The 16,629-nt window shown below is 38.6% G+C and carries 17 protein-coding genes; 11 read left to right on the top strand and 6 right to left on the bottom strand.

The genetic code is table 11. The annotated features are described in order from the left end of the window. Positions 1 to 76: 76 nt before the first annotated feature. A complete protein-coding gene (locus tag WJR50_RS20085; RefSeq protein WP_341295105.1) occupies positions 77 to 838 on the top strand; it encodes a LytR/AlgR family response regulator transcription factor in 762 nt (253 codons plus the stop codon). Positions 839 to 1,885: 1,047 nt separating this feature from the next. On the opposite strand, the gene WJR50_RS20080 is transcribed toward WJR50_RS20085, so the two are convergent. After that, positions 1,886 to 2,917 carry a ThuA domain-containing protein gene (locus tag WJR50_RS20080; RefSeq protein WP_341295104.1) on the bottom strand — a complete coding sequence of 344 codons (1,032 nt, stop codon included), beginning with the start codon at positions 2,915 to 2,917 and terminating at the stop codon, positions 1,886 to 1,888. Positions 2,918 to 3,407: 490 nt separating this feature from the next. Between WJR50_RS20080 and WJR50_RS20075 the strand changes: the two genes are divergently transcribed. From WJR50_RS20075 to nudK, 3 genes are all read left to right on the top strand, one after another. After that, on the top strand, positions 3,408 to 3,992 hold the full coding sequence (locus tag WJR50_RS20075; RefSeq protein WP_341295103.1) for a Crp/Fnr family transcriptional regulator: 585 nt from the start codon (positions 3,408 to 3,410) through the stop codon (positions 3,990 to 3,992). 68 nt (positions 3,993 to 4,060) lie between these two features. After that, the gene (locus tag WJR50_RS20070; protein ID WP_341295102.1) at positions 4,061 to 4,414 is read left to right on the top strand and encodes a DUF4406 domain-containing protein; all 354 of its coding nucleotides are present in this window, start codon (positions 4,061 to 4,063) and stop codon (positions 4,412 to 4,414) included. Next, positions 4,407 to 4,988 (top strand): GDP-mannose pyrophosphatase NudK, encoded by a 582-nt coding sequence (nudK, locus tag WJR50_RS20065; protein WP_341295107.1) that lies wholly within the window; start codon positions 4,407 to 4,409, stop codon positions 4,986 to 4,988. Before WJR50_RS20070 ends, nudK begins: the two co-directional genes overlap by 8 nt. Positions 4,989 to 5,151: 163 nt before the next feature. Here the strand turns inward: nudK and WJR50_RS20060 are convergent, their stop codons facing one another. Together WJR50_RS20060 and WJR50_RS20055 are read right to left on the bottom strand one after the other, a co-directional pair. Further along, positions 5,152 to 5,994, bottom strand: a complete 843-nt coding sequence (locus tag WJR50_RS20060; protein WP_341295101.1) for an SDR family oxidoreductase — start codon at positions 5,992 to 5,994, stop codon at positions 5,152 to 5,154. Positions 5,995 to 6,046: 52 nt separating this feature from the next. After that, positions 6,047 to 6,457 (bottom strand): Rrf2 family transcriptional regulator, encoded by a 411-nt coding sequence (locus tag WJR50_RS20055; protein WP_341295100.1) that lies wholly within the window; start codon positions 6,455 to 6,457, stop codon positions 6,047 to 6,049. A gap of 331 nt (positions 6,458 to 6,788) precedes the next feature. Between WJR50_RS20055 and WJR50_RS20050 the strand changes: the two genes are divergently transcribed. The 5 genes from WJR50_RS20050 (at position 6,789) to WJR50_RS20030 (ending at position 9,789) form a co-directional block, all read left to right on the top strand. Continuing rightward, positions 6,789 to 7,415 (top strand): hypothetical protein, encoded by a 627-nt coding sequence (locus WJR50_RS20050; protein WP_341295099.1) that lies wholly within the window; start codon positions 6,789 to 6,791, stop codon positions 7,413 to 7,415. Continuing rightward, entirely contained in the window at positions 7,412 to 7,714 is a 303-nt protein-coding gene (locus WJR50_RS20045; RefSeq protein ID WP_341295098.1) for a winged helix-turn-helix domain-containing protein, read from the top strand. The genes WJR50_RS20050 and WJR50_RS20045 overlap by 4 nt, the downstream gene beginning before the upstream one ends. A gap of 116 nt (positions 7,715 to 7,830) precedes the next feature. After that, a complete protein-coding gene (locus tag WJR50_RS20040) occupies positions 7,831 to 8,148 on the top strand; it encodes a hypothetical protein (RefSeq protein WP_341295097.1) in 318 nt (105 codons plus the stop codon). 51 nt (positions 8,149 to 8,199) lie between these two features. Continuing rightward, positions 8,200 to 8,490, top strand: coding sequence for a hypothetical protein (locus tag WJR50_RS20035; RefSeq protein WP_341295096.1), 291 nt, complete (start codon positions 8,200 to 8,202; stop codon positions 8,488 to 8,490). A gap of 54 nt (positions 8,491 to 8,544) precedes the next feature. Further along, entirely contained in the window at positions 8,545 to 9,789 is a 1,245-nt protein-coding gene (locus WJR50_RS20030; protein WP_341295095.1) for a hypothetical protein, read from the top strand. Between the two features lie 245 nt (positions 9,790 to 10,034). Here WJR50_RS20030 and WJR50_RS20025 read toward each other — a convergent pair whose 3' ends face one another. From WJR50_RS20025 to WJR50_RS20015, 3 genes are all read right to left on the bottom strand, one after another. Then, a complete protein-coding gene (locus tag WJR50_RS20025) occupies positions 10,035 to 11,240 on the bottom strand; it encodes a hypothetical protein (protein ID WP_341295094.1) in 1,206 nt (401 codons plus the stop codon). 4 nt (positions 11,241 to 11,244) lie between these two features. Beyond that, on the bottom strand, positions 11,245 to 12,120 hold the full coding sequence (locus WJR50_RS20020; RefSeq protein ID WP_341295093.1) for an outer membrane beta-barrel protein: 876 nt from the start codon (positions 12,118 to 12,120) through the stop codon (positions 11,245 to 11,247). A 146-nt stretch (positions 12,121 to 12,266) separates the two neighbouring features. Further along, positions 12,267 to 13,271 (bottom strand): tetratricopeptide repeat protein, encoded by a 1,005-nt coding sequence (locus tag WJR50_RS20015; protein ID WP_341295092.1) that lies wholly within the window; start codon positions 13,269 to 13,271, stop codon positions 12,267 to 12,269. A gap of 169 nt (positions 13,272 to 13,440) precedes the next feature. On the opposite strand from WJR50_RS20015, the gene WJR50_RS20010 reads away from it, so the two are divergent. Together WJR50_RS20010 and WJR50_RS20005 are read left to right on the top strand one after the other, a co-directional pair. After that, positions 13,441 to 13,842: a hypothetical protein gene (locus WJR50_RS20010; RefSeq protein ID WP_341295091.1), complete on the top strand. Its 402-nt coding sequence runs from the start codon at positions 13,441 to 13,443 to the stop codon at positions 13,840 to 13,842. Positions 13,843 to 13,973: 131 nt separating this feature from the next. Further along, entirely contained in the window at positions 13,974 to 16,628 is a 2,655-nt protein-coding gene (locus WJR50_RS20005) for an MGH1-like glycoside hydrolase domain-containing protein (protein WP_341295090.1), read from the top strand. Position 16,629: the final 1 nt, after the last annotated feature.

Raw genomic sequence — 16,629 nt, 5'->3', positions numbered from 1 at the left:
GCTACTTTGGCAAAACTGTCAAATTATCATCAACCGACTGGCGTAAATACCAAATAGAATTTTTAAACATGATCTAATGATGGACACACTCAACGCAATATTAGTAGACGATGAAAACCACTGCCTGGAAACCCTTCAGTGGCAGCTTACTCAGTATTGTCCTCAGGTTCAGGTGATTGCCAGCTTCACCTCCAGCCGGGAGGCCTTATCTCAAATACCTGAGTTGAAACCCGACTTATTGTTCATGGACATTGAAATGCCTTACCTCAATGCCTTTGACCTGCTTAATCTACTGCCCAAAACGCAATTTCACCTGATATTTACCACCGCTTACAACGAGTATGCGCTCAAGGCTTTTCACTTCAGCGCGCTGGACTATCTTCTCAAGCCAATTAACAAAGATGAACTGATCAATGCGGTACGAAAAGCCTGGGAGCGAAACACCACGCACCCCGTGTACCATCAGATGGAAATATTAATTCAGCAGTTGAATAGCAAACAAAGCACAGAACAAAAAATATCACTGCCTACCCAGGAGGGACTGGATTTCGTGTTGGTCAAAGATATTATTCGCTGCCAGTCGGATAGTAATTATTCCAACATATTCTTGCTTTCCGGCAAGAGGCTGATGGTTTCCCGCACACTGAAACTGTTGGAAGAAACACTGGAGCACCATTCCTTTTTGCGGGTGCATTATTCTCACTTGGTCAATCTCCAGCATATTGAAAAGTACATCCGAGGAGACGGAGGCACTCTGATTATGGCCGACGGAGCAGAAGTAGCCGTAGCTCGCAGCCGTAAAGACGTACTGCTGAGAACCTGTAAAAATCTTTATTGACTATAGACCCGAATTCTTACCTTCTTCTGAAAGTAACAACTATTAATGTAAAAAATATAACTATTTTTATAATTAAAGTGCTTTTAGCATAGACTAAATATGTTTTAGCACAAATAAAGTTGATCAAATTAAAGAATAGATTTTGATGCTTGATAATGAAATAACTCTTGATACGATTATACATCAAAGTATTTGATTCTAGTGCTCTGGAAATAGAAGATAGAATTTTTGACATTAATGGATTGATTGCAATTCATAAACCTTTTACTGTCATGAGTACATAACTGAATTTGTGCCGTTTTACATACTTCTCTTAGGCATAGGGAATATATCTATTATCTTATTGAGATATAGATGCTGTAATTACATAAACCTTAGTTTGAAAATCTGATTGGTTGAAAATCAAGAGTAGGTGTAGCATAGATGATCTGAAAAAAACCAACTAAAAGAAGTTTTCATTGCGTTTATCGTATTCTTATAGCTTTTGAAAAATTTAATAAAATTTTCTAGTAGATATGACCTAAAAAATATGTTTTGGAGTTTAAGAAGAGAAGCTATTAATAAGCATCAATGAAGTAAACGTGGCCGATAAGCAAGTGTATTTATCTCTTCTATTTATGATTTTAATGTATTATATTTTGCACAGCAACTACACATATTATTTTTTTTCAAATTGATATGTTACTCCTTGAAGCACAACTCAAGACTGAACTGACAGAAGTCATATTAATCATATGGTTCATCTTTTTTGTAGTTATCATAACCTTAATTATTGTAGACAGGGTAAAGGTTGTAAGCCTGAGAAAACTTAAAAAAAGCAAAAAGGTGAAGCAGAAAAAAAGAGAATACTATTGATGTGATGCACCTATTTAACTCACAAAAAAGTTTCATTCTTTTCTTGATGATAGTTTTTCAACCTTATACTTTTTTGGAACTACTGTTAAGCATTTTTTTCACTGATTGATATCATACATTTACATTAAACAACTGCGGTATAAAGAAATGATGATGTTTAGATACCATCATTTATTGTCTTTTTACACATTTCTACTTTCCCCATTTTCTGGAAGCTGTCTGGTCTGCGGAAGGAAAATCTTCAGGGATATCCTGGCTTACCTTACCGGTAGCGGCCCATTCTGCTCCTCGTTGGAGAGTGGTAATAAATCCAGCACATTCCATAGAATAATCAAAGTGCCCCAGGGCGGTATGAAAAACGCGTCCCTGACCATAGTTGATAGCCATCAGCAGAGGCACATGTTGTCCCATACCTTTGACAGACGGGTTCCAGGGCGGAGCATTGCCTTCTACATCAGAGTAAGCTGTCGCTAAAATGGTGGCATTTTCAAAAGGACCTCTCATGCGCTCATACAATTCATCCTGGGCGTGTAGCCATTCGGAAGGTAAGCCTTTCATGATAGGATGCTCCGGTGTACGGGTGGTCATCAAAAAATCATATTCTGCTCCATGTGAACCGCAAATGCCAGCAGAATGATCTTTTTCAAGCTCACCGTCATCCGTATAATACACATAAGGTCCGGTGGTGCTGTCGCGTCCACCCCAGGCACCTACACCAATCATTTTGTTGTATTCTTCCCAATCTCCCCAGGCATTGTTGGCAGCATGCACGATGACCAGTCCGCCGCCGTTTTGCATATAATTTTCAAAACTTCTTTTGGTCTCCTCTGGCCATTGGGGGGAATCTGCTCCCAGGTTAGAAACCACGAGGTCATACTGACTGAAGTCTATGGAAAAATCAGAAGTTTTGATAGGTTTATCGGAGATCCCATAAGCTGCTGAATCCAGCGGGTAAGTTTCTATGTAAAAGGTGTAGGGCTCTGGTCGGGACTGGTTGTATTTGATGCCAAGCCATACCGAATCCATACGATGGATATTCACCTCAAAAAGCCCGGTCTGTTCCAGATAGTCCTGCATCATCATCGTTGTTTTAGGCCAGACATAATGGTTATTCTGTCCATCAATAATAAGAGCCTTAAGTTTTGAAGAAGGAGCTTCTGTTTCGGTAGTCTGAGTGCAGGCAGACAAAAGGAGAAAAACTGCAATAATCCGGTTAAGTAGCATGTAAGTATAGTTTTAGGTTGCTTCAAGCGATTGAGCACTAACGCTTGAACTAACTCATAAAATTAACAGAAAGTCCAACACCTACAAAAGTGACTACCATTTATTATATACCAAACTTAAAAGCTTAGTGCTTTTAATGAACCTCAATTAAAGGTAAGGTGGCGAGTTCATAGCCAATTATAGAAGTCTCCCTGAATTTCAACATAAATTTAAATCACAGGCTAGACCACCATGAGAAGATTGAGACTATCAAATAATTCATATAACTGTAGAAGCTAGCAAGTACCTGGCTAATCTAGCGCTTAATTCTTCAATATCCTTTGCTATGGATTTAGGGATTACTTTTGAAATATGGATATAGGGCATTGACGTTACTGTGGAATATAATTGTCACGACAAAGCAGTAACTGATTTGTGCGAGATTTTTTATCTTGGGTGAAAGTAAAGGTTGAGCACAATTGATTCTTAATCGCTAAAACATTGAATATCGTTGAACAAAGATTTAGTATTCGCTAACATTTCCAAGCATATTGAACTAACACAAGAAGAAAGAGAGCATGTTGTAAAGCTATTTGAGGAGTGTAGTTTGAAGAAAAATGAATTTATTCTTCGTCAGGGTGATCCATGTAATTACATCAATTTTGTCAATGAGGGTACGCTGCGAGCATTTTTTGCTAATTCTAATGGAAAGGAGTCAACCCTCATGTTTGCTGTAAAAGACTGGTGGATCACAGACATGTATTGTTTTTTGAACGAACTTCCAGCAATGGTTAGCATTCAAGCAGTGGAAAAAAGTAATATTTTGAAATTGTCAAAGAAAAATCTGGATGTACTTTTCCATATCATGCCTTCATTCAATACGTTTTTCAGAATTCTTATGCAAAATGCCTATTGCAGAGAGCAACTGCGTATGATTCAAAACCTCTCTCTCCCTGCACAGGAACGCTATGAAAACTTTATCAGCAAATACCCACAGATTGCTAAGAAAATTCCTCTAAAGCACATTGCATCTTACCTTGGCGTAACTCCGGAATTTCTAAGTACTGTCAGGGCTAATAGAAAATTTATTCAGTAAACCAATCATTTCTTAATATACCTTATTCTTTTTGAGAGGTAGGATATGCTTCTTTGTGAAAAAAAGATATGCTGATATTAATAGCTGGTCCCTATAGAAGTGGTACAAATGATAATCCTGATTTGATCAGGAAAAACCTTGATAATCTTGAAGCCATGGCTTTGCCTATTTTCAGAAAAGGGCATGTTCCCATGATTGGAGAATGGGCAGCCTTACCTTTGTTGAGATTAGCAGGGTCAAAAAAACCGGGTGATGATGTCTGGAACGAGATTCAATATCCTGTTGCGCACAGATTGCTAGGGCACTGCGATGCTATTTTAAGAATCCCCGGCGCATCCAAAGGAGCGGATCAGGATGTTGAAATTGCAAAACAAAGAGGACTTAAAGTTTACTATCATCTAGATGAAATCCCAAATGCTTAACAACAGGGTTAAGAATCTGCGTAAAGAGTTGCTTTCCGATAATTGGTACCGGCTGGACAAAGTAACTTATGATTTTCAGCTAAGCAATGGCCAGTGGGAATCCCATACCAGAGAGGCCTATGATCGTGGTAACGGTGCTACCATATTGCTTTATCACCCACCAAACCGGACGGTCATTCTTACCAGACAATTTCGTCTTCCTACCTACATAAATGGTAATCAATCAGGATTTCTCATAGAAACATGTGCCGGTCTACTTGATAAGGATAATCCCGAAGATTGCATTAAAAAAGAAGTGGAAGAAGAAACAGGGTATCGTGTAGATAAGGTTGAAAAAGTTTTTGAGGCCTATATGTCACCCGGTTCGGTCACCGAAATTCTATACTTTTTCCTAGCCGAATATTCAGAAGATATGAAGGTTAATGATGGGGGAGGGTTGGCAAAAGAACAGGAAAATATTGAAGTTTTGGAGTTTCCGCTGGAAAAAGCTTTTGACATGATACGCACCGGAGAAATTAGAGACGGAAAAACCATCATGCTGCTACAATATCTCAAGCTTCATAAGAAATTATGAACCTAATTAACTATATGAAGAGATGCTTCACGCTGCTCGTTTGAAACTGATGAAAGAATCCATTTTTTATTGGTAAGAAGATCCTCGGAATATTGACGGAAATACTATAATAGTAAAATGCTGCCTCCAATAAGGTAGCATTTTACTATTGATATACAGTTTATCAATTATTTAGTGCGTTTTTTACTTCTGCAGCCATAGGAGTTGTAGGCCGCCCGATCAATGTAGAGAGGGTTTTACTATTGTCGTACAAATCTCCCTTAGATGCACTTACATCCCAGCTCGCAATACCTTCTGCAAAAGCATCAGGGATTCCCATACCTTTAAGTGCTTTACTGTACTCTTGCTCTGGTAAGTTTTGATATGGAATATTTTTACCTGTTTGTTTAGAAATTTCTTCTGCCAGCTCAGTAAGTGTATATGCCTGGTCACCGGCAAGTTCATACACTTTCCCCTGGTGACCTGTGCCTGTCAATACCACAGCTGCGGCCTCGGCAAAGTCAATTCTGCTGGCTGATGAGATTTTGCCATCTCCTGCACTTCCAATGAATGCTCCGGCTTCTACTGCGCCTGCCACTGAGCCAGTATAATTCTCTGTATACCATCCATTTCTCAAAATCGTGAATGGAATGCCTGAATCTTTCAATAAGTTTTCTGTAATCAGGTGCTCTTTGGCAAGGCTAATTGTAGAAGTGTCAGCTTTAAGGATGCTGGTATAGACAATCCATTTCACATCAGCTTCTTTTGCTGCCTTGATTACGTTTTCATGCTGTCTGGCTCTTTTGCCGATTTCATTCCCCGAAATCAACAGCAGACTTTCTATGCCTTGTAATGCTCCAGGCAGTTTATCAGGTTTTTCGTAATCAAAAGCTCTCGCTTCTATTCCTTCTACTTTTTCAGGAGAGCGAACAAGTGCTACCAGATTGGCTGCATCAGCCCTTTTTTTCAATTGTTCTACTACTAAAGTTCCTAGTTGTCCGCTTGCTCCGGTAATTCCAATTTTCATAAGTTTAAATTTTAATTGTAATAAAATATGTTACATTAATGGTTAAAAAAAGTCAGTGAAACTCTGCCAAAAAACTTTCCAGGGTTTTACCTTTCAGCTCCTCAATTACAGATTGATCAATCCTAGTGAATAAGCCGTCTAGTTTTTGATTGATATTTTTACCTATTGGGCATTTCGGATTGGGTTTCAAATTTTTCTTGCCTAATACCTCTGAGTTTTTGACTGCCAGGTAGACGGCATCCAGTGTAATTTCAGTACTACTTTTAGCCAGTGTAGACCCACCTATTTTACCTTTTCTGCTCTGTACAAGTCCAGCCTCATTTAACACACTGAGTTCCTTGCGAACAATTACAGCATTAATATTGATGCTGGCTGCAATCCATTCAGAGCTTAACCATTCACCTTTGCTATCTGCAAGAAGTGTTAAGATATGAAGAGCCGTTGCAAACCTAGTGTTGTTCATAATTACTTTCTTTAACTTAATGTAATAAAAAATGTTACAATTAAAATTGATTTTTATCAAACTTATTCTCCCACTGCACTTGTAAAACAACTTTAGCATTAAATGCGATACCAATCAGGTATAATAATGTAGTTAAAAGGAGTTGTTTACGGGCTATGATAAGCTCCAACTACTTTTACTTTCAGAAAGTCTATTTCGGATGAAAATATCTACAAAAAGCACAGGGCTTTACACTCTGATTCTTGGAAAGTCTCATTTTATATTAAAAATATTTAGTAGTGTTTGTTTAACAACAGAATTCATTTAACTTTGAAATTCAAAGTACTTTCAAATGAAAAAAGAAAGAGATTACATTCAGGATATTGCAGATATACGTTCCATGATGGAGCGTTCTTCCAAATTTCTGTCGCTTTCTGGCTGGGCTGGTATCATGGCAGGGATGTATGCATTGGTGGGAGCTTATATAGCCTACAAGGTTTTTCATTTTAATCCTGATCAAATCTTTGAAAATACCTCAATATCCGCCGGCTCATCTACCGGTTTGGGAATGGTTATTATTCTGGCCCTTATCATTCTGGCATTGGCAATAGGTACTGCAATTGTACTTTCCTCTAAAAAGGCTCAAAAAAGAAATGAAAAAGTGTGGAGTGCGACTTCCAAGCGGCTTTTGACAAGTATGGCTGTTCCATTGGTAGCAGGTGGGGTTCTAATACTGATTTTACTGTCAAAGGGTTTGATAGGATTGGTTGCTCCCTTAACACTACTCTTTTATGGTCTGGCTTTATACAATGCCAGCAAATTTACCTACGATGAAGTAAGGTCTTTGGGCATGATACAGATAGGATTAGGATTGATAGGTTCACACTTTACAAGTTATGGTTTATTTTTATGGGCTGTTGGATTTGGCCTTGTTCATATAGCCTACGGTATTTATATGCACATTAATTACGAGCGGTGAAAATATCAATCCATGGTTTACATAAGGCTTTTGAAAACCGCATAAGACTAGGAATTATGTCGGCATTGGTGGTTAATGAACAGTTGGATTTCAATGCGCTGAAGGAGTATCTGGATGTGACCGATGGCAATCTGGCAAGTCATCTGAAAGCTTTGGAAAAAGAAGATTTTATCAATGTAGAGAAGTCGTTTGTCGGTAGAAAACCAAATACAAAATATTTGATGACCGAAGAAGGTAAGAAAGCCTTTGATAATCATCTGAAAACATTAGAAAAACTGATCAGGGGAATGCCTGAATAGGGGAGCATTCTCTATTGTAGCAAATGAATCATCTGATATTTTTTTGTGAATATACTTTGTAATTCAAAGTGCTTTGAAAAATAAATATTCATTAATTACTTGTTAACAAAATGATTATGACACTCAAGAACAATTTTTCATCTCGCTACATTCAGCTTGCTTTGCATATTGTCAGCTGGATATTTGGTCTGATTTTTTTTTCCATTGGCATTCTAAATCTGTTTTGGGGAAACGATCCTGGCTTTGGGGTTTTTATTATTCTTCTTTCTTCCATTTATTTTCTTCCCGTAAATGATATGCTCAGGAAAACAGTCAGTTTATCAATACCTGGAATGAGCATAGTCAAAATCTTCTTGGCCATCTTTATCATTTGGGTAGCGCTGGGTGTGGGTGAATTATTTGACAAGCTAGAATTAATGAAGATGGATCTGTAGTGCCTCGTGCATTGACATAGAAACAGACAATACCTTTTTAATAGAAAAAAAATGTTGACAAAAAACAATAGACTTACCGGCATTTTACTCACAGTAGCATTTATTTTACTTGTACCATTCATAGCAATACAGGTAACAAATGAAGTGAGCTGGACATTTTTTGATTTTGTGGCTGCTGGCATACTGCTAATGGGTACTGGCCTATTATGTGAGCTTGTATTAAGAAAGGCTAAGCAAGAGCAAAATAGAGCCCTTGTAATTGTAGTAATTCTGGTAGTACTCTTACTCATTTGGAGAGAACTTGCAGTTGGTATCTTCGGTATATCTTTGGCTGGAAGTTAGAGCTTAAAACTATGAGAAGTTTCAGCAGTATATTTTTTACAAAATTACTAAGTCATGAAAGAGGAAATTCGCACCCATCTCAATGATCCCGTGTACCTTGAAAGGCTCTACCGAACAAATAAAGCTTTTTTTAAACAGGAATTCAGCTCAATTTATCCGGAAATTAAAGGCAGCACTCTTGCTGATTTCTGGAATGAAAGGCTTCATTATGAAAGTGATGATATCCAATGGGGTACAGGCAGAGACTTATTGTTTATAGTTTTAGCTTCGCTTGTGGCGGGGTTGGTTGCCAAAATACCTCACATATTCCTTGTAAATGAAGATTTTTTTTACCCTAGAAATGTAGGTTTCATCGTTTTTCCACCTTTACTGGCTTACTTTGTATGGAAGAATGCTTTACCCATAAGTAAAATTGTTTTCATAGCTGGTACATCCTTCATAGGTTTGATCTTTATCAATTTTTTTCCTGCCAATGAGGAAAGCGATACGCTGATTTTATCCTGCATTCATTTGCTTCTATTGCTATGGTCAGTATTAGGTTTTGCTTATGTAGGTGAGATGAAAAATAATCATGAGAAGCGGTTGAACTATTTAAAGTATAATGGGGATCTTATTGTCATGACCACCCTCATCCTGATTGCAGGCGCTGTAACTACGGCGATGACCATAGGTCTTTTCTCAATCATCGGCTATGATATTAAAGATTTTTATTTTGAAAATATTGTAGTTTTTGGATTGCCTGCTGTGCCCATTGTAGGCACCTATCTCACGCAAACCAATCCGCACTTGGTAGGCAAGGTTTCATCTGTTATAGCCAGGATATTTAGTCCACTGGTACTGGGGATGTTGCTTATTTATCTTATTGCTATGATCTTCTCAGGGGGAGATCCTTATGACGATAGAGAGTTTTTATTGATGTTCAATGCTTTACTGATTGGCGTTATGGCTATCATTTTCTTTTCAGTAGCCGAAACAACGAGAAACATGAAAAGCCAGACAGAAATTTTGGTTCTCTTTCTGTTATCTGTGGTAACCATCATCATAAATATTATTGCGCTTTCGGCTATATTATTCCGGATCACTGAGTGGGGAATCACGCCTAACAGAGCCGCAGTTTTGGGGGGTAATGTATTGATTTTGATCAATCTTCTATGGGTGACGCTGCAGCTTTTCAGGGTACTTTCTAAAAATGAAGACATAAACAAAGTAGGAAAAGCCATTGCCTTGTATCTGCCACTCTACTTCTTATGGACCATCATCGTGACCTTTATATTTCCGTTAGCTTTTGGGTTTGAGTAAAAAATGAAAGTCATGTTTTTAAAGTGCTTAAAAAGCAATTCCGCAAATCAATTATGATAAGATTATATTTTGTAACACTTTATCAGAAGATTCTACTCTTAACATAAAACTTCAAAGCTGTTTTAAGAATTGAATTTCTTCTTATCTCTCAAATTCCGATTAATATTAAAATTCAGGTATGCTCAAGTTTTACTAAACTTTTAGTTAACTCAGCGTCTTAGATTCTTATACTAATCTTTGTATGTTCAGCGAATGATGTTGATTACTTCTTCTTCAGTAAGCTTAAACAAACAGATGCGGGGGAAGCGTCCGGCTACATAAGTTTTTCCTAATACCATAAGTCCTCCGTCTGAGGTAGCAGTAATATTTCCTATTTCATAGGGTGAAGTTTGTCCGAGATACTCAATTCCTAAAAGAGAGCCATCAGCAACATCATAAGCATAAATCATAATACGCTTACTTTTAGAATGTGTAGCATAAAAAACGATTTCCCGCCCCTGAACCTCATACTTTTTGATAACTACCGGTGCCTGAGCATCTATTTCAGGGAAGTGATTGGCTTCCAGATCACTGCTGGAAGTGACTGCCTTTTCATCGAGCTCAATTTGAGGAATAAGGTAATTATCTCCATAACTATTTTTTGACAAAGCAAAATTGCCATTTGGGAGAGAATACGCAGCATTGATAAAGCCTAAGTCTCTAAACCCGTTCATCACCCCCATAGGCTCACCATCGGCAGGATTTACAAAAGTGAGTGAGATCGTATAATTATTAAATCCGTTGAAATAATAATAACCAGAGTTTCCATTTCCCTGAGCGTATCCATTGAAGAAGGGAAGTCTGCTTCCAGTTCTGGTCAAATGCTTGATAATTCTTTCTTCCACGTCTTCCAGTATGTCATACTCCTGCTGCCATTCTTCAGAAAAACCTGCATTTACTTTTGTCAAAGTTGTTTTTCTGGACTCCCGGTTATAACCCTGTATCAACCACCCGCCATCCTGAGTTAACTGAGCGGCTAAAGGATAGGTAATACTGTTATTCTGATAAACTACTTCAGGTGCTCCACCGGAAGCATTTACCTGCAAAATATATGTACCCAGTTGAAACTCATCCATGCAAACAAAATATACATTGTTATTTTGTTTGAAGAGTTGAGGTAAGGGATTCACATAGGGTTCTGGTAAACTTAAATCCCAAACAAATTCTCCTTCCGTGTCGGCTTTAAGCAGATAAGCATTCCATTTATCAGTAGCGGCCAAAACCAGATAGGAACTGTCATTGAAGCTTGCCACGTCCAGAGGTTCGTAGCTTTCTGTAAAACTCGTATTGTTATAGATTTTGGAGAAACTGATTCCCGGTTTTATTTCATTCTCACTGATATCACAGGATGTAGTGAGAATAAGAGCGCATGCAGCTACAAAAAAGCTGTTATATAAATTGCTGAGTTTCATTGTGTCAAAGAATTACAGGTTTAAAATCTTTGGTCAGAAATTTTAGAGGGAAGTAGCAGCCAAATGAGACTTCTATACTCTTAAAACTTAAGTCATCCTGCACATTTCCGAATCCATAAATATTGCGACTTCCGCTAAACCTCTGTTTGGCACTGGCTACATTGTGTAAACCGTACCGATACTGACCATCGAGGTAAAAAATGATTGTGCCCAGATTATAACTTGCTCCTCCTCCGGCCAATACACCCGCATTTGATTTGATGTACAAATGGCTGATATCGGTTGACTGAGGAGCATCTTTAAAGTTAAGTTGCCCTCCTGAGGCCTGGTCTAGGCCTTCAGTGGTTACATGTTTTTGAGCATTTAACAAATAATTGTAATAGCCACCAGCCTGAATATAAGGTCTAAATCGCTTTCCGGCAGGGCTGAAACGTACCATCAGTGGGAGAGACAGATAGTGTAAGATCTGCTCGTGATGATAATTGTGTTCAAGAAAATTGTTAGCGTTTTCTTCATCCTGCCAGCTAAACTGACTATGATACTGGTATTTATAGGTATTATATGCAGGAGAAATTGTTACTGTCAGCAGTTTGCTAAACGAAAAAGCAGCAGATAGACCAAACTGACTTCCCAGATTCGCAGTTACGTCTTCATACACTTTATGATCATTGAGAATGTCAGAATCCTCATCAGTTAACGTGAAGTCAGAATAAGTTTGGGTTATTTGAGGGTTAGTAAAATTTACACCAGTATAAAGACCAATAAACCCTTGAGTAGAGCTAAACTGGCCTTTATTACTCCTGTATTTTCCTCCCTGAGCAAAACTAGCCGTAATACTACAGGCCCATCCCGCTAAAAATAGTACTATAAAACGTTTCAAAGCTTTTTTATTTACAATTTAAAGCTTAGAAAAGTTAAATATTGCTCAAAAATGCCTTTAACTATAGCATGTAAGTGATAAGGAAAATGTAAAAAAATAAGATAATGGAAATTTCTCTCCTGAAAGTCCACTATAGAGTCGGCAATTTATTCCTTAATACGGGCCAGATCAGCTTCAGCAGCAATGTAGCCAAAGGCTGCCCAATGACGTCCTTCTACAATATCTTCTAAAATCTCCTGCCCAACCTGCTGCTCACCGTTGTACAAATAAAAATTTCCTACACCATACCCCTGAGTAGCCAAAGCCAGATCGCGATCAGCTAAAGGCACATTTGAACCAATTGCTAAAAGAGAATCAGGTGATACTAATCCCTTATACATTAACAAACGCTCAAAATAACCTTCATTTTCGCGTATATCCATATCCTCACGAATCATGGCTAATGTTTCTTCGGCTACTTCATCCTCTCCCAATCGGCGATAAGCCATATATAGCCAGTCTGCTGTAGCTGCAATTTCATCATCGGTCTGACAATAGGTGAGGCATTGCTCATACGTTTCAGCGGCTTTTCCGTATTCTCCTTTTAAATAGTAGGCAAGCCCCAGATGATAATAAATATTGAACTGAAGTGTAGTAGGCCTGTCATCTTCCGGTAAGGGCAGAGGTATTCCATTTGGCTCATCGGTAAGTGGAATTGATTTGGCTAATTGAGCACTCTTTTCAAGATCAGATATTGCTTTTTCAAACTGTCGGGTAGAAATGTAACGGTGCCCACGGTGCCTGTACAGTTCAGGAGCATTTGGAAACAGTTGAAGCCCTTGGGTATAAGTTTTGATTGCTTCCTGGTATCTTCCCAGGTAAGCCTGGCGACGGCCCAGCCATATGATATTATCTAAGTTTTGAGGAGCATTGTTATAATTTTTCAATGCCACATCCAATGCGGAGTCGTATTGAGATTTACGTTCATCCGGCAAATCCAGGCGGTATAGAGTGTCTCCCAGAAGAGAGAAGGCTTCTACCACTTTGTCATCCGTGAGCACACTGTCTTCAGCACTATTTTTCAATGTGTGTGCTTTTTCCTGATCATTATCAGAAGTTCCGCAAGCAAATAAAAATAGTGCAAAGAATACGAAAGGACTAATTTTAATCATAGTAGCTAATTGAGCTTTGAAATTATAAAATCCTTTAGCTTAAACATGAATATGTGCTTTTTAATTTATTTCTAAAGAATTAGTGGAAACTTTAATCTCTAATATGATATTTATTCACATTTCATGATATATTTTCATCAGGTAATCTATCACCAATTGAAATTCACTTATGTTTAAGAAAGATTATTTATTGAAGCTACTCCAGCAATTGGATAAAGCCTTGAAAAAGACCAATCAACTAAGAGAGGAAGACGAAGCTGAAAGTGCTTTGCAAATTACTAAAGATACCTATCAGAAGTTACTTGATTTTAATATTGATGATTATGGAGATGAACCCTTTCTGGAAGAACTTTTAGAAGAAAGGTCTTTTGAGTTTGATGAGCTGAATGTCCTTGCTGAATTACTCAAAGAAGAGGGGGATATTTACTATGAAACTGAAAATTATCAAAAATCAAAGGCTAAATATGGGCAAGCTTTGGAGGTATTTGCTTATTTGAATAGGGAAGAGAAAGTATTTTCTTTTGAAAGGGAAGCAAAAATCAGCTTGATGGAGGAGCGCATGCAATACTAATTGCCAATTCCCAATCTGTTTCTGAATTGAAACAGCTCAATTCTTTGCAAAAATATAGTTTTTAATACGTTAAGAAGAGCTTGTGTGGAAATTTTATAATTTCGGCACACACTTTTTTAATGCAAGATACAATGTCCGATCAACATTTACATAATCCGGAATGGATCAGAGTGCTTACAACCTCAGATAATAAAACATGGAAAAGGTTTGGACCTTACCTTTCTGAAAGGCAGTGGGGTACAGTAAGAGAAGATTATAGTGAACATGGATTTGCCTGGGGTGCTTTTACGCACGATATGGCCAGAAGTAAAGCCTACCGCTGGGGGGAGGATGGTATTGCCGGACTCTCAGATAATAAGCAGCAATATTGCTTTGCTGTAGCCATGTGGAATGGTAATGATCCTATTCTTAAAGAACGTTTGTTTGGGCTTGCCAACCATGAGGGAAATCATGGTGAAGATGTGAAGGAGTATTATTATTATCTGGATTCTACGCCTACCCATACTTATATGAAAATGCTGTATAAGTATCCTATCCAAGCATTTCCCTATGCCAAACTTCTGAAAGGAAGTGCGCATCGGTCAAAACATGAGCCAGAGTATGAGCTTATTGATACAGGAATTTTTGATAAAAATGAATACTTTGATGTATTTGTTGAATATGCAAAGGCCGCTGAAGATGATATTCTGGTAAAAATAAAAGTGATCAATCGCTCCGCCAAAGCGGCTCCATTCCACCTGTTGCCTACTGCCTGGTTTCGTAATTCCTGGTCATGGGGTCATGACGATTATCGCCCGCAGCTTACTGCCTACAAAGCCAAAAAGCTCATTACTATCAAGTATAAAATGCAGAAGGATGCTTATCTGCATTATGAAGGTGACCCTACTTTGCTTTTCTGCGAAAACGAAACCAACTGGGAAAAGCTGGAAGGAGGAAAAAACGAAAGCGCATACACCAAAGATGGCATCAACGATTATGTGGTGAATGGCCTTCAAAAAAAGGTAAACCATGAGCTGGTAGGAACCAAGGCCTCTCTGTACTGGAAAAAAGTGCTTGAACCGAACCAAGTGTGGGAGACTCGACTGAGAATGTCTACAAACCCCAGTGAACCTTTTTCCGATTTTGAAGATGTTTTCGCTGAGAGAATAAAAGAAGCAGATATTTTTTATGAGGATTTACAAAAAGACGTAACTCACCCTGACCTTATTAGTATACAGCGTCAGGCATATGCAGGAATGTTATGGAGTAAGCAACTGTATTACTACGATGTCAACCAGTGGTTGAATGGAGATCCTAAATTTAATAGAAGTAACCCTCACCGAAGAAATGGTAGAAATAACAGTTGGCGCCATTTGGTAAACAATAATATCATCTCTATGCCCGATAAATGGGAGTATCCCTGGTATGCAGCCTGGGATTTGGCTTTTCACTGTATACCATTAGCACGACTAGATCCCATTTTTGCCAAGCGGCAGCTTCTCCTTATGTTAAGAGAATACTATATGCACCCCAACGGACAAATGCCGGCATATGAGTGGAATTTTAGCGATGTAAATCCTCCTGTACATGCCTGGAGCGCCTGGAAGGTCTATAACATTGATAAAGAGAGGATGGGCAAAGGGGATATAGAATTTCTTGAGAAGATCTTCCATAAACTGCTTATGAACTTTACCTGGTGGGTAAACCAAAAAGATACCAGTGGCAGCAATTTATTTGAAGGTGGATTCTTAGGGTTGGATAATATTGGGGTATTTGACCGAAGCCATGGCTTACCTTCGGGGGGCAGGCTTGAACAAGCGGATGCTACTGCCTGGATGGCAATGTATTCGCTTAATATGTTGAGAATGGCTTTGGAGATTTCCCAACACCGTCCATACTATCAGGAGATGGCCTCTAAGTTTTTTGAGCACTTCCTGGCTATTGCCGGCGCTATGTTCAACATTGGTAATGAGGGCGTTGATCTTTGGGATGAGACGGACGAATTTTACTATGATGCTGTACACTTGGAAAACGGATCCACGCAGATTCTCAAAGTAAGGTCTATAGTAGGTATTATTCCACTATTCGCAGTGGAGGTGCTTACTCCTGAACTGCTGGAAGCGCTACCGGATTTCACACGTCGTCTGCAGTGGGTACTCCGCAATCGCCATGATCTGGGCTCATTGATTTCCCGCTGGTATGAACATGGCAAAGGAGAAACGCGTATGCTGTCATTGGTTAGGGTACACCGCTTAAAATGTATCCTTAGGCGAATGTTGGATGAAGATGAATTCTTATCTGATTACGGCATAAGGGCGCTCTCAAAATACCATCAGAGTCATCCATATCAATATTCAATGGACGGTCAGACACATACGGTATCTTACTTGCCTGGTGAATCTGATTCATCCATGTTTGGAGGGAACTCCAACTGGCGAGGCCCGGTATGGTTCCCCATCAATTTCCTCATCGTAGAGTCTTTGATGAAATTTCACGAGTATTATGGAGAAAGCTTCAGACTTGAGCATCCAACGGGTTCAGGAAATTTTCTGACTCTGGACAAAATCGCACAGAATATCAGCCATCGTTTGATCAATATTTTTAAAAAGAATGAAAATGGAAAGCGTGTTGTTTTTGGTGATCAGAAAAAATTTCAGTCGGACCCTCATTTTCAGGATCATATCTTATTCTATGAATATTTTCATGGAGATGATGGGAAGGGGCTTGGAGCTTCGCACCAGACCGGTTGGACTGGTCTTATTACCGAACTAATCCATATGACCGAAAAAAAAGCTCATCAGAAATGAT

Source organism: Catalinimonas locisalis (assembly GCF_038039535.1).
In the GTDB taxonomy this organism is placed as follows: Bacteria; Bacteroidota; Bacteroidia; order Cytophagales; family Cyclobacteriaceae; genus Catalinimonas.
The sequence above is the reverse complement of the archived record's forward strand: the minus strand, read 5'-3'. Positions and strand labels throughout refer to the sequence as shown.